Raw genomic sequence first — 24,458 nt, forward strand, 5'->3', positions numbered from 1 at the left:
CCAGAGAAACGGTTTATATGAAATCCATCAAAGTAGGTCTGCTCGGCGTCGGTAACGTCGGTTCCGGTACGTTCAACGTATTGCAGCGTAATCAGGAAGAAATCCGCCGCCGCGCCGGCCGCGGTATCGAAGTGGTGGCCGTATCGGCCCGCAATCTGGAGCGCGCCAAAGAACGTACCGGCGGCAAGGTCAAAGTGGTGGCCGACCCGTTCGATATCGTCAATGACCCGGAAATCGATATCGTCGTCGAGCTGATCGGCGGCTACGATCAGGCCAAGGCGCTGGTGCTGCAGGCGATTGCCAATGGCAAGCACGTGGTCACTGCCAACAAGGCCCTGCTGGCCGTGTACGGCAACGAGATCTTCGCAGCCGCACAGGCCAAGGGCGTGATGGTGGCGTTCGAAGCAGCCGTGGCCGGCGGTATCCCGATTATCAAGGCGCTGCGCGAAGGCCTGACCGCCAACCGCATCGAATGGCTGGCCGGTATCATCAACGGTACCACCAACTTCATCCTGTCCGAAATGCGCGACAAGGGCCTGGATTTCGCCACCGTGCTGAAACAGGCGCAGGAACTGGGCTACGCGGAAGCGGATCCTACCTTCGACATCGAAGGCGTGGATGCTGCGCACAAGGCCACCATCATGTCGGCCATCGCTTTCGGCATACCGGTGCAGTTCGATAAAGCCTATGTGGAAGGCATTTCGAATCTGAACGCCATCGATATCCGCTACGCCGAACAGCTGGGCTACCGCATCAAGCTGCTGGGCATCGCCAAGCGCGCCAGGGTGAACGGCGTGGAAGGCGTGGAGCTGCGCGTGCACCCGACCCTGATCCCGAGCAAGCGCCTGATCGCCAACGTGGAAGGCGCCATGAACGCCGTGCTGGTGCAGGGCGACGCCGTGGGCGCCACGCTGTACTACGGCAAAGGCGCAGGCTCCGAGCCTACCGCTTCGGCCGTAATTGCCGATCTGGTCGATATCACCCGTCTGGCTACGGCCGATGCCGAGCACCGCGTGCCGCATCTGGCCTTCCAGCCGAATGAACTGACCAATATCGAGATTCTGCCGATGGCGGAAGTCACCACCAGCTACTACCTGCGCATGAATGTGAGCGATCAGCCGGGCGTGCTGGCCGATCTGACCCGCATTCTGGCCGATGCCACCATCTCGATCGATGCCATGATGCAGAAAGAACCGGCGGACGGCGAAACCCGTACCGACATCATCTTCCTGACCCATCAGACGCAGGAAAAGAATGTACTGGCCGCGATCGCCAAGATCGAAGGTCTGGCCACCGTGTGCGGCAGCGTGACCAAGATCCGTCTGGAAAACCTGGCCTGATCAGGCTAGTGTCCGCTGCAGCCGGCATGCCTCGCATGCCGGCTGTTTTATTTGATGCGGCAGTTTTATGCCTGCCGCTTGATTCCGTGGCGCTTCAGGCCGGGCCCACGTCCATGCCGTCGTAGGATTCCAGCTGCTGGTCTGCGGCAAAGCGGTAGAACTCCTGATTGCGCGCGTGCAGGGTATCGACCGTGTGCAGCTCCACCTTCTCGATATGCAGCCACCACAGTGCAGGCGTATCGGCTTCCGGCTTGGAGTCGTAAATGCCGACCTGCTGGTAGCCTTGCGCTTGCAGCAGCTGGCCTGCCGTTTCCAGCTTAGCTTTATCCTGATCGGCAAAGAAATAGCCCCACAGCAGCGGCTTGTTCATATCCCAAGGGGCGTTCTTTTTCATATCGGCGAACAGGCCGAGCATATCTTCTCTGGAAATCATGGGAGAGCTTTCAAATACGGGTTGTGCGGTGAGGCGCTGGCGTCGCGGCAGCGCAAGCGGTGATTTTACCCGAGCAGCGCTGCCGCAGCGGGAAAACTCACCTGCACTTTCAGGCCGGGCGCCTGTGGCGTATCGGGGCTGGCGTCGCTCAGCGTAATGCTGGCGCCGTGCAGGGTGGCGATATCGCGCACGATGGCCAGGCCCAGACCGGCGCCGCCGGGATTGCGCTCCAGCGTGGCGCTGGCGCGGTAGAACGGTGCAAACACGCGCTCGCGTTCGCCGGCCGGTATGCCCTGTCCATTGTCTTCCACGTCCAGCAGCACCTGCTGCGCCACGCGACGCACGCGCAGGGTCACGCTGCCGCCGGCCGGCGTGTAGCGCAAGGCGTTATCGGTCAGGTTGGCGACCAGTTCGTGCAGCAGGAAAGCCTGCCCCTCGATCACGCATGCGGTTTCCGCTTCCAGCGCGAGATCAATCTGTTTGGCCACTGCTGCCATGGCCAGTTCCAGCCCTACCTGACGGGCGATTGCGCGCAGGTCCACGCGCTCGCTGGCAGTGCTGGCGCCTTCCAGATCGCCGCCATGTTCGATGCGCGCCAGCGTCAGCAGGCGGTTGGCCAGATTGATGGCGGAGTCGGTGGTGGCGGCGATGCTGTGGACGATGTCGTGCAAGGTGGCGCGCAGTTGTTCGGCATCGCTGGCGGGGCGTTCGCAGGCGCGCAGCGCCAGTTCGGCCTGAGTCTTGAGCACGGTGAGCGGGGTGCGTAGCTGGTGCGAGGCGTCGGCGATGAAGCGGCGCTGGCTGCTGATCAAAATCTGCAGGCGGGCGCGCGAACTGTTCATGGCCGCCACTAGCGGACGTACTTCGCGGTGCACCAGCGCCGGGTCCACATCCGAGCTGTCGTTGAGGGGGCGGGTTTCCACTGCCAGCTTGAGGCGCATGAGCGGGCGCAGCACCAGCCGCACGGCGAACCACACCAGCAGCGCCAGTGCCAGCAGCAGCAAGGCCTGCCATGCCAGCGTATCGAACAGGATCTGGTTGGACAGGCCGCGCCGCGCTTCCAGCGTTTCGCCCACCTGTATCAGCGCAATGCCGCGCATGGAGTCGTCATACACCGGCTGCAGCAGGGCGGCGATGCGCACCGGCTGGCCGTTGTAGTTGGCGTGATAGAAGCGTACCAGCGCCGGATAATTTTCCGAACGGGGCACATTGGCGGGAACTGCAGGCAGGTCGCCGTAGCCGGACACGGTTTCGCCATTGATGCCGGTGACTTTGTAGTAGATACGCCCCAGCGTATCGGTCTCGAAGCTGTCCAGCGCCACGTAGGGCACATCGGCCACGACTTTGCCATCGACAATGGAGACCCGCTCGGCCAGCGCGCGGGTAGAGGCCAGCAGCGAACGGTCGTAGGCCGTATCGGCCGCAGCGAGCGCGTTGCGGTAGACCAGATAGGTATTGAGTGCCACCAGTAGCAGCAATGGGCCCAGCAGCCAGCGTAGCAGCTGGCCGCGCAGGCTGCCCTGGCGGGCATCCGGGCCGAAGCGGCGGGCTATTCTGGCCAGCAGTGGCATACGGTGGTTGCCTAGGCGCTAGCTGGCAGGGCGCGGCTGCAGCAGATAGCCGATGCCGCGCAGGGTGGTAATCACCGCCGCGTCGGGAATCGCCAGATCGAGCTTTTTGCGCACGCGGTGGATATACAGTTCGATGGCGTCGAGGTTGGCGTCGTCGGCCAGTGCGAACACTTCGTCGAACAGCTTTTCCTTGGAGACGGCGCGGCCGGAGCGGGTAATCAGGGTTTCCAGCACCGCGTGTTCGCGCGGCGTCAGCGCCAGCGCATTGCCGCCGTAGCTGAACATGCGGGTTACCGTGTCGAAGCTGAGCGCGCCGCAGTGGTGCACCAGTGCTTCGTTGCCCACGCTACGGCGCAGCAGGGCTTTGACGCGCGCTTCCAGTTCGGCCAGTTCGAATGGCTTGGCCAGATAATCGTCGGCGCCCAGATTCAGACCCTGTACGCGGTCTTCCAGTCCGCCGCGCGCCGTCAGTATCAGAACGGGAGTCTGGCCGCGCGGCGCCGCGCGGGCGCGCAGGCGCCGTAATACGTCCAGACCATCCATGCGGGGCAGGGTCAGGTCGAGTATCACCAGCGCGTAATCCTGCGTGTGCAGCAGGGCGTCGGCGTCGGCGCCGTTATCGGCACATTCCACCGTCAGGTTGGCGTCGCGCAGGGCTTTGGCTAGCCAGTGCGACAGCTCGGTGTGGTCTTCAACTAACAGGATACGCATGGATTTGGCTTGTTTTCTTGCTGTTTTATTACTAACTGGTTGCTAAGCGATGGGAATCGGTTCAGTGTATGGACATGCATGATGGTGGTGTGCGCCGCAAAAGGGAAGTGTCGGCCGGGTTTGTGGCGGCGAGGCGACACTGAAAGGGAATTGAAAGGTTGTGACTCCTATAGTGGCAAGCCTGATCGCATATCAGGCATTACTGATAACTATATCTTCTGGAGACTCGAATGAAAAAATCCGCTTTGACTCTGGCCGTACTGGCCCTCGCTGCAGGTGCTGCCCAGGCACAATCGAATGTGCAGGTGTATGGTCTGCTGGACGTCGGCATGGAAACCGCCAATAACAAATCGGCTACCGGCGGCAGCCAGACCAGCGTGATTTCGGGCGGCATGAACACTTCGCGCTGGGGCCTGCGCGGCACGGAAGATCTGGGTGGCGGCCTGAAAGCCGTGTTCAATCTGGAAGGCGGCATCCTGATGGATACCGGTAATATGGACGGCGTGCTGTTCAAGCGTCAGGCCAATGTCGGTCTGGAAGGCAGCTTTGGCCGCGTGATCATCGGCCGTTCCTTCTCCACCGTGTATGACACCGTGATCTCGTTCGACCCTATGGGCTTTGCGCCTTACTACTCGTGGGCTGCTGGCGGCTCGGCGACCGGCGCTAGCAAATACGGCTTCACCACCGCCTACGACAACATCATCAAATACAGCGGTTCGGTGGGCGATCTGAAAGTCGGCGCCAACTACGCTGCCGGCGAACAGACCACCGGCGTGCAGGATAGCGCCAAGATGGGCTTCAGCGCCGTCTACAAACTGGGCGACGTGAATCTGATGGGTACCTGGGAGCGCAACAACGGCAACACCGTGGCCGCTACCGGCAACCGCGACAAGAACACCGTATGGCATATCGGCTTCAATTATGAAACCGGTCCGGTGAAAGTCTGGGGCGTAGTGCGCGACTACAAACTGGTGGCAGGCAAAGCCCTGACGGCGGATGTCGACGGCACCACCACCTGGGCAGGTCTGGCCTACAAGGCCGACGAAGCGACCACCCTGACCGGCGCGATCTATCACATCAATGTGAAAAATGTCGCGGCCGGCAAGGATGCCGATCCGACCATGTACGTGGCGCGCTATCGCTACGCACTGTCCAAGCGTACCGACGTGTTTGTGTCGGCCGCATACGTCAAGGCTAAAAATGGCCAACTGACCGGCATGTCGCGCGACGACGCCGGCTTCGGCACCAGCCAGCACGGTCTGGCACTGGGCATGCAGCACCGCTTCTAAGCGGACATGGGCGGCGCCAGTATCTCCGCTGGCGCCGTACTTTGAACGCTACACTGTTCGAAGATTTCATACACGATGATCAAAGTTTTGCTGGCTGGTCTGGCTGCCTTCTGGGTCAGCTGGACTGCGCAGGCAGCAGGCGCCGAGTGCATCGTGCCGTCCAAACCGGGCGGCGCAATGGACCTGACCTGCAAGCTTGCGCGCAAGGGTTTGCAGGGCTTGCAGGGCAGCGCCAAAGCGCCCCCGGCGGATATGCATATCAGCTATCTGCCCGGCGGCATCGGTGCGGTGGCTTGGCATTCGCTGGTGTCGCAGCGGCGCGCGGAGCCGAATACGCTGGTGGCTTTTTCGGGGGGCTCGCTGCTCAATCTGGCACAGGGCAAATTCGGCAAGGTGAAAGCTTCCGACGTGCGCTGGGTGGCGGCACTCGGTGCCGACTACGGCATGATCGCCGTGCGGGCCGATTCGCCTTACCACTCGCTGGGCGAACTGCTCGCTGCCCTGAAAGCCCAGCCGCAGAAAGTGCTGATCGGTGTGTCCGGCACGATCGGCAGTCAGGACTGGCTGAAGATGGCGCTGATCGTCAAAGCCGCAGGTATCGATCCGAAAGTGCTGCGTTTTGTGGCGCTGGAGGGCGGTGGCGAAGCCTTTACCGCCATGCACGCCAACTATGTGCAGGTGGTGTCGGGCGATGCCAGCGAAGCCAAGCTGTATGCGGCCAATGGCAATACGCGGGTGCTGGCTGTGCTGTCCGAGCAGCGCCTGCCCGGCGTGCTGGCCAGTGTGCCGACGGCGCGCGAGCAGGGCTACGACGTAGTGTGGCCTATCATTCGCGGCGTATGGATGGCGCCGCAGGTGCAGGAAGCTGATTATCGTCTCTGGGTTGCGGCATTCGACCGTGTACTGGCTAGCCCCGGCTACGCCGCCATGCGGGATAGTGCCGGTCTGTTCCCGTTCGGGCTGACGGGCGATGCGCTGACCCGCTATGTAAGCAAGGCCGTAGATGACTACGGCAAGCGTGCGACCGAACTCGGTCTGATGCGCTGAACACCAACCAATAAAACGACGGAGACAACAATGAAGTTACACATGACTGTGGCCGCTGCATGCGCCACCCTGTTTGCGGGCGCCGCCATGGCGCAGGCACCGGCCGGCTATCCTGCCGACTACCAGAAGATCGTCGATGCGGCCAAGAAGGAAGGCAAGCTGGTGATCTATGGCGCGACAGACAGCAAGGCTACCCAGCCACTGATCAAGGACTTCAACGCGCTGTATCCCGGCATTACCGTCGAATACAACGACATGAATTCCACCGAAGTATATAACCGCTTCATTTCCGAAGTGGCAGCCGGCGGCAATACCGCCGACGTCATGTGGTCGTCCGCCATGGACCTGCAGATGCGCCTCGCCTCGGATGGCTATGCGCTCAAGTACAAATCGGTCGAATCGGCCAAAATTCCCGGCTGGGCTATCTGGGATGACCAGGCCTACGGCACCACGTTCGAGCCGGCCGCTATCGTCTACAACAAGCGCCTGCTCGATGCCAAAGAAGTGCCGCAGAATCATGCCGACTTCGCCAAGCTGATCCTGCAGCCCAAGTTCAAGGACAAGGTCACCACCTACGATATCGAGAAGTCCGGCGTCGGCTTTATGTTCATGACGCAGGATGCGCGCGAAAATCCCAAGTTCCTGGAACTGGAAAACGCCTTCGGCGAAGCCAAGGTGCGTGTGCAGTCCTCCACCGGCACCATGATGGAGCGTATCTCCTCGGGCGAAAACCTGATCGGCTATAACGTGCTGGGCTCCTATGCGCTGGTGCGCGCCAAGACCGATCCTTCGATCGGCGTGGTGCTGCCCAAGGATTACACGCTGATTCTGTCGCGCGTACAGTTCATCAACAAGAGCGCGAAGAACGTCAATGCGGCCAAGCTGTGGGTAGACTATCTGCTGTCGCAGCGCGGCCAGACCATTATTGCCAATGACTCCAAGCTGTTCGCCATCCGCGAGGATGTGAAAGGCGAAACCACTTCGGCAGAGCTGATCAAACTGATCGGCAAAGACAAGGTCAAGCCGATTCCGGTGCATCCCATGGTGCTGCAATTCCTCGGACCAGCCAAGCGCATGGCCTTCCTCAAACAGTGGAAGGAAAGCGCGGGCAAGAAGTAAGCACCGCGATCCGTATGCCCGAAATTAGGCGTCAACGACGCTCAGGCAAGCCGGCGTGCGCCCTTTGCTGCGCGCTGGCCGTTACATCCATCCGCTACCACGGACTCACTATGCAAACTCTGAACCTCCCCGGCTCAGGCCGGCGCAGTATTAACTGGCCGCGCGGGGTGGTGGTGACGCTCGCCGCTACCGCCATCTTCCTGCCACTGCTTCTGATCTTCTATCAGAGCTTTCTGAATGCGCCTTTCTTCATGCCCGCCAAAGAGCTGGGACTGGACGCCTACCAATTTATTTTCGAGGACCCCGATTTTTCGGTCGCCTTCAAGAACGCGCTGGCGCTGGCGGCCGGTCTGACCGTCATCGCCGTGCCGCTGGGCGGCATGCTGGCCTTCCTGATGATACGTACCGATCTGCCGGGCCGCGGCTTGATCACGCCGCTGCTGCTGGTGCCTATCTTCGTCTCGCCCATGGTGATGGGCTTCGGCTACGTCGTGGCAATGGGGCCGGTGGGCTTCTATTCGCTGTGGGTGAAAGACCTGCTGGGCTTCATTCCATGGAATATCTACTCCTTCACCAGCATCGTGGTGATCGCCGGTCTGACCCATGTACCGCACGTGTATCTGTACGCTTCATCGGCCCTGAAAAGTCTCGGCTCCGATGTCGAGGAAGCGGCTCGGGTTACCGGCGCTTCGCCACTGCAGGTAATGTTCAATGTGTCGCTGCCCATGGTGACGCCGGCGCTGGCCTATGCCGCTGTGCTGGTATTCTTCCTCGGCTTCGAAGTATTCGGTCTGGTGCTGGTGCTGGGCGATCCGGAAGGCCATCTGGTGCTGGCCACCTATCTGTATAAGCTAACCAACAAGCTCGGTACGCCTTCCTACCACCTGATGGCGGCCGTGGCCGTGTGTCTGGTGGCCGTGACCATGCCGCTGGTGATGCTGCAGCGCTGGCTGCTCAAGTCGGCCAATAAATTCGTCTCCATCAAGGGCAAGGGCGCGCGCAGCAAACCCATGCCGCTGGGTCAGTGGAAATGGCTGGCCTTCGCGCTGATCTTCGGCTGGCTGATGATCACCATCATCATGCCGCTGTCGGGCATCCTGCTGCGCTCCTTCGTGCAGTACTGGGGCGAGGGCGTGCGTCTGGCCGATGTGCTGACGCTGCAGCACTTCCGCGAAATTCTGGAACAGCCGGCGCTGATGCGCGGCATCCTGAATACGGTGCTGATCGGCGTGATCGGCGGTGCCTGTGCCGTGATCTGCTACTGCGCAATTGCGCTGGCCATGCACCGCAAGCCCGATGGCATTACCCGCTTCCTCGATTACAGCGTGCTGGTGCCACGCGCCATACCGGGCCTGCTGGCTGGCCTGTCCTTCCTGTGGGTGTTCCTGTTCGTGCCTAGCTGGCTCGATGGCGTACTTAAAGGCATGGATAACGGCGTTGCGATCTGGCTGAGCGAACACGCGATTCCGCTGCTGCGCTCCCTGCGTTCGACCATCTTCGCTCTGTGGCTGGCTTATTCGGTGGTGTGGCTGGCCTACGGCATGCGTCTGATCTCGACGGCGCTGCTGCAGGTGGGGCCGGAACTGGAAGAAGCCGCTCGTGCCGTCGGCGCCAGCCGCGGTCAGGTCACGCGCGATGTCACCGTGCCGCTGGTGAAATACGGCTTGCTGGGCGCATGGCTGATGGTGTTCCTGATCTTCGAACGCGAATATTCCACCGGCGTGTATCTGCTCTCGCCCGGCACGGAAGTGATAGGCGCGCTGCTGGTTTCGCTGTGGGCAACCGGCTCCACCGATCTGGTGGCGGCGCTATCGTTCATCAATATTACGCTGGTGGCGATCGGGCTGGGCGTGGCGCTGCGCTTTGGCGTGAAGTTACATAACTAGTTTAAAAAATATGAAACGAGACATCATCATGAATGAACTGACCGTCAATGATCTGCATCTGGACTATGGTTCCGGCGCCCATGTGAACCACATCCTGAAGGGCGTATCCATGCACCTGCAGAAGGGCGAAGTGGTGGCGCTGCTGGGGCCTTCCGGCAGCGGCAAGACCACGCTGCTGCGCGCCGTGGCCGGACTGGAGAGCCCCAAAGCCGGCACCATCGCCATCGGCGAACGCAGCGTATTCGATGGCAGCCGCGCTTTCGAACTGCCTGCCGAGCACCGCAATCTCGGCCTGGTGTTCCAGTCGTATGCGCTTTGGCCGCACAAGACCGTGTTCGACAACGTGGCGTATGGCCTCAAGCTGCGCAAGCTGGGCGCCAGCGAAATCAAGGACAAGGTCAACGATGTGCTGAAGAACCTCGGCCTGGGCCATCTGGGCGAGCGTTTCCCCCACCAGCTGTCCGGCGGCCAGCAGCAGCGCGTGGCGATTGCGCGTGCGCTGGTGTATAACCCACCGGTGATACTGCTGGACGAGCCCTTGTCCAACCTCGACGCCAAGCTGCGCGAAGAAGCCCGCGCTTTCCTGCGCGAGCTGATCGTGCGCCTTGGCCTGTCGGCCCTGATGGTGACGCACGATCAGGCCGAAGCGATGGCGATTTCCGACCGTATCCTGCTGCTCAATAACGGCAAGATCGAGCAGCAGGGCACGCCGCAAAGCATGTACGAAACGCCGGAGACGCTGTTCTGCGCCGAATTCATGGGCAGTAATAACCGCCTGCCTGCCAGGGTGACGGCGCGCAGCGGCCAGCAGGTGACGCTGGCGCTGGGCGGCGCAACGCTGCAGGCAACGGCACGCGGCGCCGGTGGCGCCGAACCGGCCACCATCATCCGGGTGGAAGAAGTGAAGATCAGCGCCACGCCGGTGGACAACGCTATCGAATTGCCGCTGCTGACCTGCATGTATCTGGGCGATCGTTTCGAGTGCCTGTTCAAGAGTACCGACGGCAGCGACATCAGCGTGCGCGCCCATTCCAAGTACAAGCTGGAGGCGGGCAACTACTGGCTGCAACTGCCTGCCGATAAGCTGTGGGTGTTCTGATTCATCCTGTTTTCCTTAGTAGCGGCGCCCGGCTAATGCCCGGCGCCGTCTTTTTATAGGCAGCGAATTTTCTGCGCTGGCCGCTTTGCGCAAACCGGGGCCAAAACCTGAGGTTATAATCCGTTCAATCTTTCCGGTTTCCCTATATTGAACGGACCTGCCCAGCATGAGCCAGCCCAATCAGTTTTCCCTGTTGATGCAACGCCGCTTCGCGCCGTTTTTCTGGACCCAGTTCCTTGGTGCGCTCAACGATAATCTGTTCAAGACCGCACTGGTCGTCATCATTACCTACGACGCCCTTAGCTGGACCGATCTGTCGCCGGCCCTGATTACCAACTTGATTCCGGGGCTGTTCATCCTGCCCTACGTGCTGTTCTCGGCCACGGCCGGACAGCTGGCAGAGAAATACGAGAAGGGCGCGCTGACCCGGCTGGTGAAGTGGCTGGAACTGGGCATCATGACGGTGGCGGCGCTAGGCTGGTTCACCCATACCTTGTGGCTGCTGGTGCTGGGCGTGGTCGGCATGGGCGTGCATTCCACCCTGTTCGGCCCCGTCAAATATGCCTATCTGCCGCAGCAGTTGCAGCCCGAGGAGCTTATGGGCGGCAACGGCGTCACGGAAATGGGCACCTTTGTCGGCATCCTGCTGGGCGAGATTTTCGGCGCGCTGCTGGTGGTGCAACAGCCCCATGGCATAGCCTACGAAGCGCTGGCGACACTGGCCGTGGCGGCACTGGGGCTGGTGGCCAGCTACCGCATCCCGTATTCACCAGCGCCGGTGCCGGAGCTGAAAGTGAGCTGGAATTTTGTCGGCGAATCGGTGCGCAACATCAGCTACTCGCGCAAGAACCGCGTGGTGTTTCTGGCCATGCTGGGCAATTCGTGGTTCTGGTTCTACGGTGCGCTGGTGCTGGCCCAGTTCCCCGTGTTCGCCAAGGATTATCTGCTGGGCGACCATAGCGTATTTGTGCTGCTGCTCACGGTGTTCTCGCTCGGTGTGGGCTGCGGCTCGCTGCTGTGCGAGCGCCTGTCTGGCCGCAAGGTAGAAATCGGGCTGGTGCCGTTTGGCGCTATCGGTCTGACCCTGTTCGGCGCCGACCTGTATTTCGCCAGCCGCGGCATCCATACTACGCTGGCTGCCGCTGCAACTTCGGCTGCGCAGTTCGATGCGCTGGCTCTGCTGCATCAGCCGGGCGTGCCGCATATTCTGGCCGATGTGCTGCTGATCGGGCTGTTCGGCGGCTTCTACATCGTTCCCCTGTTTGCGCTGATCCAGACCCGCTGCGAGCCATCACACCTGTCGCGCACTATCGCCGGCATGAATATTCTGAATGCGCTGTTCATGGTGACGGCTGCCGGTGTGGCCATTCTGCTGCTGGGGCAGGGCTACACCATCCCTCAACTGTTCCTGGTCACGGCGCTGCTCAATGCACTGGTGGCGCTGTACATCTTCTCGCTGGTGCCGGAATTCCTCATGCGCTTCCTCGCGTGGCTGCTGATCCAGACGGTGCACCGCGTACGCAGCGTCGATGCCGAACGGATTCCCGTCGACGGCGCAGCGGTGCTGGTGTGTAATCACGTGAGCTATGTCGATGCGATAGTGATCATGGCGGCCAGCCCGCGTCCCATCCGCTTCGTGATGGACCACCAGATTTTCAGGACCCCGCTGCTGGGCTGGGTGTTCCGCACGGCGCGCGCCATTCCGATTGCATCGGCTAAAGAGGATCCATGGCTGATGGAAAAGGCCTTCGTGGATATCGCGCAGGCGCTGCACGAGGGCGATCTGGTGTGCATTTTCCCCGAAGGCCAGCTGACCCGCACCGGCGAGATCAATCCCTTCAGGACTGGCGTCAGCAAGATCGTTGAGCGCAGCAAGGTGCCGGTGATTCCTATGGCCCTGCGTGGCTTGTGGGGCCATCTGCTGAGCCGTAGCGCCGATAATGTGCTGGAGCGGGCCTTCCGCAGCGGCCTGCGTTCGCGTCTGGAGCTGGCCGTGGGGGAAGCTGTAGCACCGCAGGACGTTACGCCGGAACACCTGCAGCAACTGGTGCTGCGCTTGCGCGGCGACTGGAAGTAAGCGCCGCGAGTTTTTCCGCTGGCTGCGGCCAGATAGTCTAGCGGCGTATGCGCTGCGGTTTGCCTAGCTGCTTGTCCTGATACATGGCACGGTCGGCCCGGCCCAGCAGCATTTCGATATCGTGCGGATCATCGGGATGGTGCACGGCGATACCGATGCTGGCCCCCAGCGTGACGCTGGTGGTTTTCAGTCTGAAGGGCTGCAGCAGTGCAGGGCGCAGCTTGTCGGCGGTCTCCTGCGCCGCGCTATCGTCCTGCAGATTTTCCAGTATCACGACAAATTCATCGCCAGCCAGCCGGCCCACGGTGTCGGTCTTGCGCACGTTGTCGCGCAGGCGCGCGGCAAACTGGCGCAGCAGCTCGTCGCCTTCTTCATGGCCGTAGCGGTCATTGATCTGCTTGAAGCGGTCCAGATCGACGAAGAATACCGCGCAGTTCTGGCGCAAGCGATTGGCGCGCTGTATGGCTTCGTTCAGGGCCACCAGCAGGGCGCGCCGGTTAGGCAGACCAGTCAGGGTATCGCGCAGTGCCATCGCCTCCATCGAGGCAAACAGCGATTTGCGCTCGCTGATATCGTGCAGGAAGGCGATGAACAGATGGCCCGTACTGCGCGGCACGTAGGCCAGCGCCACTTCCACAGTCAGTTCCTGTCCGGCGCGGTTATGCAGGGTCAGCTCGATGCGCCGGTTCAGCACAGTGTCGCCACCGCTCTCGGCCAGCTGGCGCATATCGCGTTCGTAGGCGCGGCGCAGTAGCGGCGGCAGCACCATGGAGGCCAGCGGCTGGCCGATCACTTCGGCGCGGCGCCAGCCCAGCAGTTTTTCGGCCTGCCGGTTCCAGTCCAGCACCACGCCGCCGGGATCGAGCGCGATGAAGGCATCGTAGGCGTTATCGAGAATCGCGCGCAGTTCGGCAGCGCGTTCCTGCAGCAGCATCTGGGTGCTCTGTTCCTGCGCCAGTGCGCGCTCCAGCAGCATGGCCTTGCCGGCGATTTCACGCGTACGCTGGGCGACGGTGGATTCCAGCCGCTCGTTCAGGTTGCGCAGCGAATCAAGATGGCTTTCTTCCTTGCGCACCAGTTCCGCCAAGGCTTGCGACAGTACCTGCGCTTCGTGGAAGCTTTCGACCGGTGCAATCGGCGGCAGGGGGGCGCTGCTGTCCTGTGCGGCCAGCCGCTTCTGGATGTCGCCACTGAGAGCATTGAGCGGTGCCAGCAGGCGGCGCGTCAGCAGCATGCTTAGCAGCGCTGCCAGTACCGCCAGCAGGCCACCCAGCAGCAGTATGGGGCGCTGCAGGGCATCGGCACCGGCCATCGCAACAGCGTCGGGTTGGCGCACCAGCACGGTCCAGTCCAGATTGCCGGGTTCCTCGCTATTGCCCGTGTTGGCGTAGGCGGTCAGATAGGTTTTGCCATCGCCCCAGCTTTCGCGCACGCTGCCTGCTGTGCCGTTCCGGGCTAGCGTCAGGCTGGTGCTGCGCACCACGGTTTCTTCCGTTCCCTGTGGCCCGAGGATGACGGTGCCGTCAGCGCGCAGCACGAATAGCTCCACTTCCTTCTGGCCGCTGGTGGACGGCAGCATGGTCTGAACCAGACGGCGCACCCAGCCCCAGTTCATCTGCACGCACAGCACGCCGCGCAGTTTGCCATCGGCGTCTGGCACGGGGCCGGCCACATCGACGAAGCGCCACGGGTCGGTACCGCCCGGCAGCTTTTTGCCCAGCAGGGTGGTGGGGTGGTAGTCGCTGGCGTAGTAGCGCTCGCGCCCATGGTTGAACCAGTTGCGCGTACTGATGTCCTGCCCTTCCAGCGTGCTCTGGGTGGCGGCATACACTTTGCCGTCGGCCCGGGCCAGCCCTATCCACGCGTAATCGGGCGAGGATTTCTGCAGTGCTTCCAGCACCTTGCGCGCTTCCTCCGGCGTATGGGGATGGCTGATCTGGGGCAGTTCGCGCACCAGCTTGATGTCGTTGATGGCGGTCTGCACCACGCGGTTGAGAGTGTCGCGCATCTGCCATGACAGCTGCTGCAGGTGCTCGCGCGCATCGCGCTCGGTGTTTTGCCGGGTGTAGTGGTTCACCAGCCCCAGAGTGACCAGTACAGCAAGCAGCACGGCGGCAGCCAGACCCGCTGTGATCAGCATAGTCAGGCGGGGCCGTCTGGCACGTGTTGGGGACGCGAAAATCATGTACAGACGACCAAAACAATGACTGTGGGAAATAAATCATTGTAGCACCGGCCCGAGTGCGCAGCGGGGAACGGAAGGAGATTTCACTCTTGCGAGCGGCCGAAACACCACGTTTTCGACAGCTTGCTCGGGGAAATGTTGCTTGACTTAATTAGAATGATCGTTCATTCTAATGTCTGTGCTTATTTTTTATTCAGAAAGAATTCACATGGAAGCTCGTTTCTGCCCCCCGAATCTGCGCACGACCCGCCTCGTCGCACTGATTTCTGCCAGCGCTGTGCTCACTCTCAGCGCTTGTTCCCGTTCCAGCTCCGAAGCACCTCATGCGCAGGTGGCGGAGGTGGGCGTTTTCAAAGTAGCGCCGCAAGCGCTACAGATCAGCACCGAACTGCCGGGCCGCACCAGCGCCTATCAGGTGGCCGAAGTGCGCCCGCAGGTCGGAGGGCTGATCCGGAAACGTCTGTTTGTCGAAGGCGCCGATGTGCAGGCTGGCGCTGCCCTGTACCAGATCGATGCGGCCAGCTATCAGGCGGCCTACCAGTCGGCCAAGGCGGCGCTGGTCAAGGCGCAGGCCAATCTGCTGAGCAGCGCACCCAAGGCAGCGCGCTACAAGGAGCTGCTGGCGATCGAAGGCGTGAGCAAGCAGGAATATGACGATGCCGTGGCCGCGCACGAGCAGGCCAAGGCCGATGTGTCGGTGGCCGCGGCGGCGCTGGAAACGGCCAGCATCAATCTGCAGTACACCAAGGTGGAAGCGCCGATCAGCGGCCGTATCAGCCGCTCCAGCGTGACAGCCGGTGCGCTGGTGACGGCGGGGCAGAGCACGGCGCTGGCCACCGTGCAGCAGCTTGATCCTATTTATGTCGATGTCACCCAGTCTAGCGAAGATCTGCTGCGCCTGAAACGGGAACTGGAAAGCGGCAGCCTGAAACGGGGCGCCCAGCAGGCTAGCGTGCACCTGTTGCTGTCGGACGGCAGCCGCTACGCGCAGGAGGGCAAGCTGCAGTTCTCCGATGTGACGGTGGATCCCGGCACGGGCAACGTGACGCTGCGCGCCATCTTCCCCAATCCGCACCATGATCTGCTGCCCGGCATGTTCGTGCGCGCCGTGGTTGATGCAGGCGTGAGCGAGCAGGCCATCGCCGTGCCGCAGCAGGGCGTGAGCCGTAATCAGAAAGGCGAAGCTACCGCACTGGTGCTGAACCCGCAGGGCAAGGTGGAGCAGCGCATGCTGGTTACTGGCGGTACGCATGGCGATAAGTGGCTGGTCAAGTCCGGCCTCAAGGCAGGCGATCTGCTGATCGTGGAAGGCTTGCAGAAAGTCCAGCCGGGTGCGGCGGCACAAGTGGCCAAGCCAGCGGCAGCCACGGCGCAGGCCAGCAGCTCCGCTGCGCATGGCAGCGCGCAATAAAGGAGGCAGTTCATGTCACGATTTTTTATAGACCGGCCTATCTTTGCGTGGGTCGTGGCCATCGTCATCATGCTGGCGGGCGCAATTGCCATTAGCGGCCTGCCGATCGCACAATACCCTAGCATTGCGCCGCCTTCGATTTCGATTACGGGTTCGTATCCGGGGGCCTCCGCCAAAACCGTGGAAGACGCGGTGACGCAGGTGATCGAACAGAAAATGAAGGGCATCGATGGCTTGCGCTACATGTCCTCGTCCAGTGATGGCACGGGCGGCATCAGCATCACGCTGACCTTCAAGAGCGGCACCAATCCCGATATCGCGCAGGTGCAGGTGCAGAACAAGCTGCAGCTGGCCACGCCGCTGCTGCCGGCCATTGTTACCCAGCAGGGGCTGGTGGTGACCAAGGCCACCATGAACTTCCTGATGGTGCTGGGCTTCGTGTCGGAAGATGGCAAGATGACGCAGGCCGATCTGGGCGACTACGTGGCCTCCGATGTGATCGATAGCCTGAGCCGCGTAGAAGGCGTGGGCGATGTGACCTCGTTCGGCGCGCAGTATGCGATGCGGATCTGGCTCGATCCGGCCAAGCTGCACAGCTACCAGCTCACGCCGGCCGATGTGACGGCAGCTATTCAGGCGCAGAATGCCGAAGTCTCGGCCGGTGAGCTGGGCGGCGCGCCTGCGCTGCCGGGCCAGCAACTGAATGCCACCGTGTCGGCCCAGAGCCGCCTGCAGACGCCGCAACAGTTTGGCGCGATATTGCTGAAAACGGCCAGCAGCGGCGCTACCGTGTATCTGCGCGACGTGGCGCGCATCGAGCTCGGTAGCGAGAACTACAATGTGCTGGCGCGCTACAACGGCAAGCCTGCTACGGGCGTGGCGGTGAAGCTGGCCACGGGCGCGAATGCGCTCGATACGGCCAAAGCGGTAAAAGCCAAAATCGCCCAGATGGAAAAGCAGTTCCCGGCCGGGATGAAAGCTGTGGTGGCTTATGACACCACGCCCTTCGTCAAGCTGTCTATCGAAGAAGTGGTGAAGACGCTGGTTGAAGCGGTGCTGCTGGTATTCCTCGTGATGTATCTGTTCCTGCAGAACTTCCGCGCTACCCTGATTCCTACCATGGCCGTGCCGGTGGTGCTGCTCGGTACTTTCGCCATTCTGTCGGCGTTCGGCTACTCGATCAATACGCTGACCATGTTCGCCATGGTGCTGGCTATCGGCCTGCTGGTGGACGATGCGATTGTGGTGGTGGAAAACGTCGAGCGGGTGATGACGGAGGAGGGCTTGTCGCCGCTGGAAGCGACGCGCAGATCCATGGGGCAGATCAGCGGCGCGCTGGTGGGCATTGCGTTGGTGCTGTCGGCCGTGTTCGTGCCTATGGCTTTCTTCGGCGGTTCCACCGGCGTGATCTATCGCCAGTTCGCCATTACTATCGTTTCGGCCATGGTGCTGTCGGTGCTGGTGGCGATGGTATTTACGCCTGCACTGTGCGCTACGCTGCTCAAGCCGGTGGAGCAGGGCCATCACGCCAGCAACACCGGTTTCTTCGGCTGGTTCAACCGCAGTTTCGAGCGTGGCAGCAATACCTATCAGGGCTGGGTCAGCGCCATTCTCAACCGTCAGGGCCGTACGCTGGTGCTGTATGCAGTGCTGCTGGCCGCACTGGCTGCGCTGTTCATGCGTCTGCCCACCTCCTTCCTGCCGGAAGAAGATCAGGGCGTGCTGTTCGCCCAGATCCAGCTGCCTACTGGCGCTACCCAGCAGCGCACGCTGAAAGTGATCGAACAGGTCGAGCAGCATTTCATGAACGAGGAAAAAGCGGCGGTGGACTCGGTGTTCGCCGTGGCCGGCTTCAGCTTCAGCGGCAATGGCCAGAATACCGGCATCGCTTTTGTGCGCATGAAGGACTGGTCGGAACGTAAAGGCGCTGCCATGCGGGTGGACGCCATTGTTGGCCGTGCCATGGGCAGCTTCTCGCGCATCAAGGATGCGATGGTGTTCGCCTTTGCGCCGCCTGCCGTGATCGAACTCGGTAATGCCAGCGGTTTCGATCTGCAATTGCAGGATCGCGCTGGGCTGGGCCACGAAGCGCTGATGGCTGCCCGTAACCAGATGCTGGGTATGGCGGCACAGAACCCGCTGCTGATGGCCGTGCGTCCTAACGGCCAGGATGATACGCCGCAGTACAAGATCACCATCGATCAGCAGAAGGCGGCAGCGCTGGGCCTGTCCATCGACGAGGTGAACAAGGTGCTCAGTACCGCATGGGGCAGCGCCTACGTGAACGATTTCGTCGACCGTGGCCGTGTCAAGAAAGTGTATATGCAGGGTGCCGCCGAGTCGCGCATGGCGCCGGAAGATCTGGGCAAATGGTTTGCGCGCAATGCCCAGGGCGAGATGGTGCCATTCTCGGCCTTCGCCAGCGGCCAGTGGATCTATGCGTCGCCACGGCTGGAACGCTACAACGGCATGCCGTCCACCGAGATCCTCGGCATGCCGGCGCCGGGTCTGAGCTCGGGCGTGGCAATGGCGGAGATCGAGAAGATGGCGGCCAAGCTGCCACCCGGCATCGCCTACGAGTGGACCGGCCTGTCGACGGAAGAACGTGATTCCGGTTCGCAGACTACCCAGCTGTATGCGCTGTCGCTGCTGATCGTGTTCCTCTGTCTGGCGGCATTGTACGAGAGCTGGTCGATTCCGTTCTCGGTGCTGCTGGTGGTGCCGCTGGGCGTCATCGGTGCCGTGCTGGCTACGTTTGTGTTCAAACTGTCGAACGATGTGTACTTCCAGGTGGGCCTGCTGACGGTGATCGGTCTGGCGGCGAAGAATGCGATTCTGATCGTGGAGTTTGCCAAGGAACTGCAGGAGCAGGGTGTGGCGCTGAGAGAGGCCACGCTGCAGGCAGTGCGTCTGCGTCTGCGGCCGATCCTGATGACCTCTATCGCTTTCGGTCTGGGCGTGCTGCCACTGGCGCTGGCCAGCGGTGCCGGTTCCGGTAGCCAGAATGCAATCGGTGTTGGTGTGCTGGGTGGCATGCTGTCGGCCACCTTCCTCGGCATCTTCTTTGTACCGCTGTTCTTTGTGCTGGTGCGTGGCTACTTCGGGCAGAAAAAAGCTGCTCCGGCCAGCACGGTGGAGGTCAACTAATCATGAAAACGAGCATGCAAAAAACTCTGATCTCGCTGGCGACGCTGGCGCTGCTGGCCGGTTGCAGTCTGGCGCCTGTGCTGCCGCAGGCAGCCAGCGGCGTTGATGCGGCATGGCCGCAGGGCGCGGCATATCAGGCGCTGCCGGTTGCGGCCAGCGCCGCCCAGCCAGCCTCGGAAATTCTGTGGCGTGACTATTTTGCCGATGCCAGCCTGCGCGAAGTCATCGCGCTGGCGCTGGCCAACAATCGTGATCTGCGCGTGTCGGCGCTGAATATCGACAAGGCTAAAGCCCAGTACAACATCGATAGTGCTGCGCTGCTGCCCAAGCTGTCGGCCACGGTGAACCAGACAGCCAGCCGCACGCCGGCGACGATGAGCGGCAGCGGTGCGGCCCAGATCAACCGCCAGTACAGCGGTGGCCTAAGTATGGCGGCCTATGAGCTGGACTTCTTCGGCAAGGTGCGTAATCTTTCGGAGGCAGGGCTGCAAAGCTATCTCGCCACGGAAGAAGCCCGCCGCGCCCAGCAGATTACATTGGTTGCCGAAGTGGCCAACGCCTACCTGACGCTGGGTGCCGACCAGCAGCGCCTGAAACTGGCGAATGACACGCTGCAAAGTCAGCTGGCTTCCTATCAGCTGATACAGAAGCGTCAGGCCGGTGGTGTCAGTTCCGGCGTTGACCTGTATGAAGCCCAGAGCAGTGTGGAAGCGGCGCGTAGCGACGTGGCGCTGTACACGGCGCAGGTGGCGCTGGATGCGAACGCGCTGCGCCTGCTGGTCGGTGCCGAACTGCCTGCCGCCTTGCTGCCCGCAGGCGCGCTGCAGGTCAACTCCACGCTGGCTGCGATCCCTGCTGGCCTGCCATCGGATGTGCTGACCAGCCGTCCCGATGTGCAGGAAGCCGAGCGTGCACTGCGTGCAGCGAATGCGAATATCGGCGTGGCACGTGCCGCCTTCTTCCCCAGCATGTCGCTGACGGCCAGTGGCGGCAGCGCCAGCACCAGCCTGAATGGCCTGTTCAAAGCCGGTTCGTCCACGTGGAGTTTCATCCCCCAGATCAATCTGCCGGTTTTTGACGGTGGTGTGAACCGCGCCAATCTGAACATCGCCAAAGCCAATCGCGATATCTCGCTGGCGCAATACGAGAAGGCCATACAATCGGCCTTCCGTGAAGTGTCCGATGCGCTGGCCCAGCGCGGCACGCTGGTGCAGCGGGTGGAGGCCCAGACGGCGCTGGTCAGTGCGGCAGACAAGAGCTACCGCATTCACGATGCGCGCTACCGTCAGGGCAGCGAATCGCATCTGGCCGCGCTGGTGGCGCAGCGTGCGCTGTATGCAGCACAACAGGGGCTGATCGGTGCGCAACTGGAGCAATCCAGCAACGCAGTGGCGCTGTACAAGGTGCTGGGCGGTGGCTGGCAGCCGGAAAGCGCCAGCCCGCGCGGTTAGGGGTGATAGCGGGCGGGCAGCGTGGCCGGTGTTGTTTGGCGGTCGCGCTGCCTATCCGCCAAATTGACAAATACCGTATGCTTCGCCACAGTACCGCCTCAAGTCCGCCATTGGCCAGTCATCAGATTAGGAACTAGCATGAGCACAGCTCCCGTAAAACGCCGTACCGACCCCGAGCGCGCCGAGCAGCGGCGCAATCAGGTACTGGAGGCGGCTGCACTGTGTTTTGCCCGTAGCGGCTTCCATGGCGCCAGCATGTCGGAGATATCCAAGCAGGCCGGCATGAGCGCGGGCCATATCTATAACTACTTCGACAGCAAGGACGCCATTATTCTGGCCTTCGTCGAGCGTGAAGCGGAGTATGTGGCCGGACTGCTGCGTGATCTGGGCAGTCGCGACGATCCGCTGGAAGCGATGCTGGAGGACGCGCCCAAGCATGTGGACGAGTCGCTCGATCCGCAACCGTGGCATGTGCCACTGGAGATGTATTCGGAAGCGTCGCGTAACCCTGTAATTGCGGCAAAGCTCAAGGAAGTTGATGAGCGTGCGCATAAACAACTGCGCGAACTGGTCAAGCGTGGTCGCGAGCAGCGCAATCTACCGGTCGATGATGTCCTGCTCGATGGCAGGCTGAATACGCTGGTGAGTTTCTTTCATGGCCTGCCGGTGCGCGGCATCCAGCGGCCCGACATGGATAGAGCTGGATTGGTGGAAGGTTTCCGCTGCGCCATGCGGGCTTTGCTGATGACTTAGTGTAGTGCTGGCTGCAGACAATAGTCGCTGCATGAAAGCAAACATGACAAATGCTTAAAGTGGCTGTTATAATTTAATTCTAGTCGGGGCGTAGCGCAGCCTGGTAGCGTACTTGCATGGGGTGCAAGGGGTCGGAAGTTCGAATCTTCTCGCCCCGACCAGAAAAGATGTAATGAAATCAAAGACTTGCGAATCTAGCTGATCGTAGGTCTTTTTTCTTTTCTGGCTCCGTGCACCATCTGTGCACCAATTTCCTTCCGTGCTCCACTGCTCTACAACCCACCAATGAAAAAGCCGCAATCATTTCTGATTACGGCTTCTATGTCATTGCAGCGCTGTTGCCTGCTTCATCTCGATGTAAGCGTTGACTTCTGATAGTTTCCATCTCGTCTGCTTCGCTGATAGTTTAAACGGCTTGGGAAAGTCTGGCTGGCTCTTTGCCTTCTCCCACACGCCTGATACGCTGGCGCACAAGATATTGGCTACCTGTTGGACATTAATAAGCTGATTCTGAAACATCAATCCTCCTTCTAATCTAGTTTTTCGGCTCCTTGTAGAGTGTTTAGGGTTGTTGCTGACAGGCAGGGTGCCTGACACGCACCCGCATTATTAGCGATGCGCTAGAGGCGAAACAAGGGCTTTGTAAGTAAACTTACAAAATAGTCTGACCCGTTTAGATTTGATACGAGGCTAGAGCGCAACAGGCTTACTTTCGTGGCCTTGCTCGTCCATGCTCCCTTGATTTTCGTATGAGCCGAAAATTTGGCTGATACGATTTCCCTAGTTGGGTAAAGAGTGTAAAAAGCCGTTCCCAAAAATTTGGGAGCGTGGATTTTGGTAGTGTCCCAAAAATTTTGGGCACCCCTTTTCGCCCAGTACGACAACGAGTAGCGCCGTTCAAAGTGTAAAAAGCAGCCCCGAAATTTTACGGAACTGCTTTTTCGCCTAGTACGGGTGATGTTGTTGCCGTATTTTTGCGTTCCTAAAAATTTAGGAGCGTGTTTTTCACCCAGCACGGTAAGAACTTTACGTGTAGCACCGTTGAAAATCGGCACTTCAGTATGAAGGAAAGATCTCTCGCAAGCTGATTTTTGTATGAGCGTAAAATTTCGCTGATGATATTTCACCGAAAACAGTTGGCACTTTTGCAGGGAAATACTTATGTAGGATTGCCTTGCTTCCTTACCCTTAGCAGAACGCCCCACCATAGCTAGCTCCTTAGCCATGTCTAAGGAAATATGGTAGTCGATGGTTGGGCGACCACGCCCTTGAGTATTATTCCCCAAATTGGGGGAATATTCGGTAGTTCTAAAATCGACACCATAAACAAAGCCATACTTGTCAATACGAGCCTTAATCCACGTACTGAAGTCTTTTCCTACTTGCAGGAAGGCGTGAAGCTGACGTGCATTCACGGTTTCGATGGTTTCACCGCCTACTACAGCGCCCATGTTCACGCCAATGTCTTGCACGGTGGTGATGGTGCTAACTACAGGTTCCGGCGTAGGTGCAGCAGGTTTGTAAAAGGTTACGTCACTAGGTGCAACAGTTGCTGCACGGGCAGGGTTGTGTGCTGTAGCTGTAGACACAGCCCCTACCGGCTTGCGCATAAGATTCGGATATGTAGGGAGTTAAATTCTCACTAAAATATACGGAAAATTTCAAATTGCACTTGTTGTTGAAGCTATGAAACTGATTTACACTTGCCGAGACCGAATAGCTAAATTTTAAATTTTCTAATACTTATGCCGACCATATATCACTATTGCGATTCCAATGCATTAATGAACATCGTTAAGGAGAAGAAATTATGGCTTTCGTCGTTAAGTGCAATGAATGATACGGCTGAAATAAAATTTTTCTTAAATAAGGTTATTCAATTTATTGATGATGAATTCCAAAGATTAAAGATTCCACTTAAAACAATTGAAGCTTTTCATCGAGAGATAGAAAACTATAATTTTTATGCTGTTTGTTTTTCATCCAAAGGTGATGATTTATATCAGTGGCAATCGTATGGTGACAGAGGCCAAGGTTTTGCGTTAGGTTTTGATTCCACTTTGCTTTGTCGAAAGCCGACTTATTCCGTAAAGTTATTGGATTGGGAAGAATTTGGTGGGGCTGTGCCAAGTCGGCAAAAAGGTGGCCTATGCTTAACCAATGTCTTCTATGCCTCTGATAGTGAGGTCGAGAAATTGGCAAGGTCTATGGTTACTTTTGTTGAGACAGAGGCGCAGCGCTCATCAAGTGAATTATGGAGAGATTATGCAAAATTGGTTCATATACTTGCGCAAGTAACTAAGAGCAGTTATTTTGAGGCAGAGAAAGAATATCGTTTGATTTATGCTCCATTTACCTCTAATGAGGTTGATGGTGGAACTAACTTTGAACCATTGAGAGAAAGAAAGTGGAGAAATGGTCGTTTCGGTATTACTCCTTACTTTGAATATTCTTCCGTTCAAGAGCCAGTTTATCCATTTGAATATGGGGTAATGAAGTCGTTGAAGAAAATTACTGTTGGCCCATGCAGTAAAGAAAAAGAGTTAGATAATCTTCGCGAGTTCTTGCGATGTAATGGCTTTGGTGATGTTGAAATTGAAAAGTCAAAAGTAACGTTCAGATAGAAAAACCTAAAAAAAATTTGAGAAGGTGGGTTGTAGGTGAGAAAAGTCGGGGTGTCCATCGGGCTACTTAACGCGGCCAGCCCCCTATGCAATCTACGCCACAGGCTTTTTAAAATATCTGTAGCGCTTCGCTGGCGCTGGTGGGCAGCATTGCACTGCCCTTTAACTTACTTCAGCTAAGTCTGAATTGTAGTGGTTTAATGTATCCGGACACTGATTTAGGCGAGAATACTCGCCATGGAGAGGTGTTTGATGAGCAAGCAGAGACGTACGTTTTCCCCGGAGTTCAAACAGCAGGCTGCATGCCTGGTGCTG

Annotated in this window: 18 protein-coding genes and 1 tRNA gene; 13 read left to right on the forward strand and 6 right to left on the reverse strand. The window is 59.7% G+C overall.

Going from position 1 to position 24,458, the window contains the following annotated elements; translation table 11 throughout:
• The first annotated feature begins 17 nt into the window (after positions 1-17).
• Positions 18-1,340, forward strand: coding sequence for a homoserine dehydrogenase (locus tag GTP27_RS20980; protein WP_161041050.1), 1,323 nt, complete (start codon positions 18-20; stop codon positions 1,338-1,340).
• Between the two features lie 94 nt (positions 1,341-1,434).
• On the opposite strand, the gene GTP27_RS20985 is transcribed toward GTP27_RS20980, so the two are convergent.
• The 3 genes from GTP27_RS20985 to GTP27_RS20995 form a co-directional block, all read right to left on the reverse strand.
• The gene (locus tag GTP27_RS20985) at positions 1,435-1,773 is read right to left on the reverse strand and encodes a ribonuclease E inhibitor RraB (RefSeq protein WP_161041051.1); all 339 of its coding nucleotides are present in this window, start codon (positions 1,771-1,773) and stop codon (positions 1,435-1,437) included.
• A gap of 65 nt (positions 1,774-1,838) precedes the next feature.
• The gene (locus GTP27_RS20990; RefSeq protein ID WP_161041052.1) at positions 1,839-3,344 is read right to left on the reverse strand and encodes a sensor histidine kinase; all 1,506 of its coding nucleotides are present in this window, start codon (positions 3,342-3,344) and stop codon (positions 1,839-1,841) included.
• An 18-nt stretch (positions 3,345-3,362) separates the two neighbouring features.
• Complete coding sequence (locus tag GTP27_RS20995) at positions 3,363-4,055, reverse strand: response regulator (RefSeq protein ID WP_161041053.1); 693 nt, start codon at positions 4,053-4,055, stop codon at positions 3,363-3,365.
• 230 nt (positions 4,056-4,285) lie between these two features.
• Between GTP27_RS20995 and GTP27_RS21000 the strand changes: the two genes are divergently transcribed.
• The 6 genes from GTP27_RS21000 to GTP27_RS21025 all read left to right on the forward strand — a co-directional run bounded on the left by GTP27_RS21000 (position 4,286) and on the right by GTP27_RS21025 (position 12,572).
• The gene (locus GTP27_RS21000) at positions 4,286-5,344 is read left to right on the forward strand and encodes a porin (RefSeq protein WP_161041054.1); all 1,059 of its coding nucleotides are present in this window, start codon (positions 4,286-4,288) and stop codon (positions 5,342-5,344) included.
• Positions 5,345-5,419: 75 nt separating this feature from the next.
• Positions 5,420-6,391, forward strand: coding sequence for a Bug family tripartite tricarboxylate transporter substrate binding protein (locus tag GTP27_RS21005; RefSeq protein ID WP_161041055.1), 972 nt, complete (start codon positions 5,420-5,422; stop codon positions 6,389-6,391).
• A gap of 30 nt (positions 6,392-6,421) precedes the next feature.
• Positions 6,422-7,510, forward strand: a complete 1,089-nt coding sequence (locus tag GTP27_RS21010; RefSeq protein ID WP_161041056.1) for an ABC transporter substrate-binding protein — start codon at positions 6,422-6,424, stop codon at positions 7,508-7,510.
• A 110-nt stretch (positions 7,511-7,620) separates the two neighbouring features.
• Entirely contained in the window at positions 7,621-9,396 is a 1,776-nt protein-coding gene (locus GTP27_RS21015) for an ABC transporter permease (protein WP_161041057.1), read from the forward strand.
• Positions 9,397-9,424: 28 nt separating this feature from the next.
• Positions 9,425-10,495: an ABC transporter ATP-binding protein gene (locus GTP27_RS21020; RefSeq protein WP_161041058.1), complete on the forward strand. Its 1,071-nt coding sequence runs from the start codon at positions 9,425-9,427 to the stop codon at positions 10,493-10,495.
• A gap of 166 nt (positions 10,496-10,661) precedes the next feature.
• Positions 10,662-12,572, forward strand: coding sequence for an MFS transporter (locus tag GTP27_RS21025; RefSeq protein ID WP_161041059.1), 1,911 nt, complete (start codon positions 10,662-10,664; stop codon positions 12,570-12,572).
• Positions 12,573-12,609: 37 nt separating this feature from the next.
• Here GTP27_RS21025 and GTP27_RS21030 read toward each other — a convergent pair whose 3' ends face one another.
• Entirely contained in the window at positions 12,610-14,712 is a 2,103-nt protein-coding gene (locus tag GTP27_RS21030; RefSeq protein WP_229634269.1) for a diguanylate cyclase domain-containing protein, read from the reverse strand.
• Positions 14,713-14,965: 253 nt separating this feature from the next.
• On the opposite strand from GTP27_RS21030, the gene GTP27_RS21035 reads away from it, so the two are divergent.
• The 5 genes from GTP27_RS21035 (at position 14,966) to GTP27_RS21055 (ending at position 21,680) form a co-directional block, all read left to right on the forward strand.
• A complete protein-coding gene (locus tag GTP27_RS21035; protein WP_161041061.1) occupies positions 14,966-16,168 on the forward strand; it encodes an efflux RND transporter periplasmic adaptor subunit in 1,203 nt (400 codons plus the stop codon).
• Positions 16,169-16,180: 12 nt separating this feature from the next.
• On the forward strand, positions 16,181-19,315 hold the full coding sequence (locus GTP27_RS21040) for an efflux RND transporter permease subunit (RefSeq protein WP_161041062.1): 3,135 nt from the start codon (positions 16,181-16,183) through the stop codon (positions 19,313-19,315).
• Positions 19,316-19,329: 14 nt separating this feature from the next.
• Positions 19,330-20,766: an efflux transporter outer membrane subunit gene (locus GTP27_RS21045; protein ID WP_161041063.1), complete on the forward strand. Its 1,437-nt coding sequence runs from the start codon at positions 19,330-19,332 to the stop codon at positions 20,764-20,766.
• Between the two features lie 138 nt (positions 20,767-20,904).
• Entirely contained in the window at positions 20,905-21,519 is a 615-nt protein-coding gene (locus GTP27_RS21050) for a TetR/AcrR family transcriptional regulator (RefSeq protein ID WP_161041064.1), read from the forward strand.
• Between the two features lie 84 nt (positions 21,520-21,603).
• A tRNA-Pro gene (locus GTP27_RS21055) sits at positions 21,604-21,680 on the forward strand.
• Between the two features lie 163 nt (positions 21,681-21,843).
• Here GTP27_RS21055 and GTP27_RS21060 read toward each other — a convergent pair.
• On the reverse strand, positions 21,844-22,038 hold the full coding sequence (locus GTP27_RS21060) for a helix-turn-helix transcriptional regulator (RefSeq protein WP_161041065.1): 195 nt from the start codon (positions 22,036-22,038) through the stop codon (positions 21,844-21,846).
• Positions 22,039-22,139: 101 nt separating this feature from the next.
• Complete coding sequence (locus GTP27_RS21065; protein WP_202416974.1) at positions 22,140-23,129, reverse strand: antA/AntB antirepressor family protein; 990 nt, start codon at positions 23,127-23,129, stop codon at positions 22,140-22,142.
• Between the two features lie 174 nt (positions 23,130-23,303).
• On the opposite strand from GTP27_RS21065, the gene GTP27_RS21070 reads away from it, so the two are divergent.
• Entirely contained in the window at positions 23,304-24,143 is an 840-nt protein-coding gene (locus tag GTP27_RS21070) for a DUF2971 domain-containing protein (protein ID WP_161041066.1), read from the forward strand.
• Positions 24,144-24,458: the final 315 nt, after the last annotated feature.

Source organism: Duganella qianjiadongensis, assembly GCF_009857915.1.
In the GTDB taxonomy this organism is placed as follows: Bacteria; Pseudomonadota; Gammaproteobacteria; order Burkholderiales; family Burkholderiaceae_D; genus Rugamonas; species Rugamonas qianjiadongensis.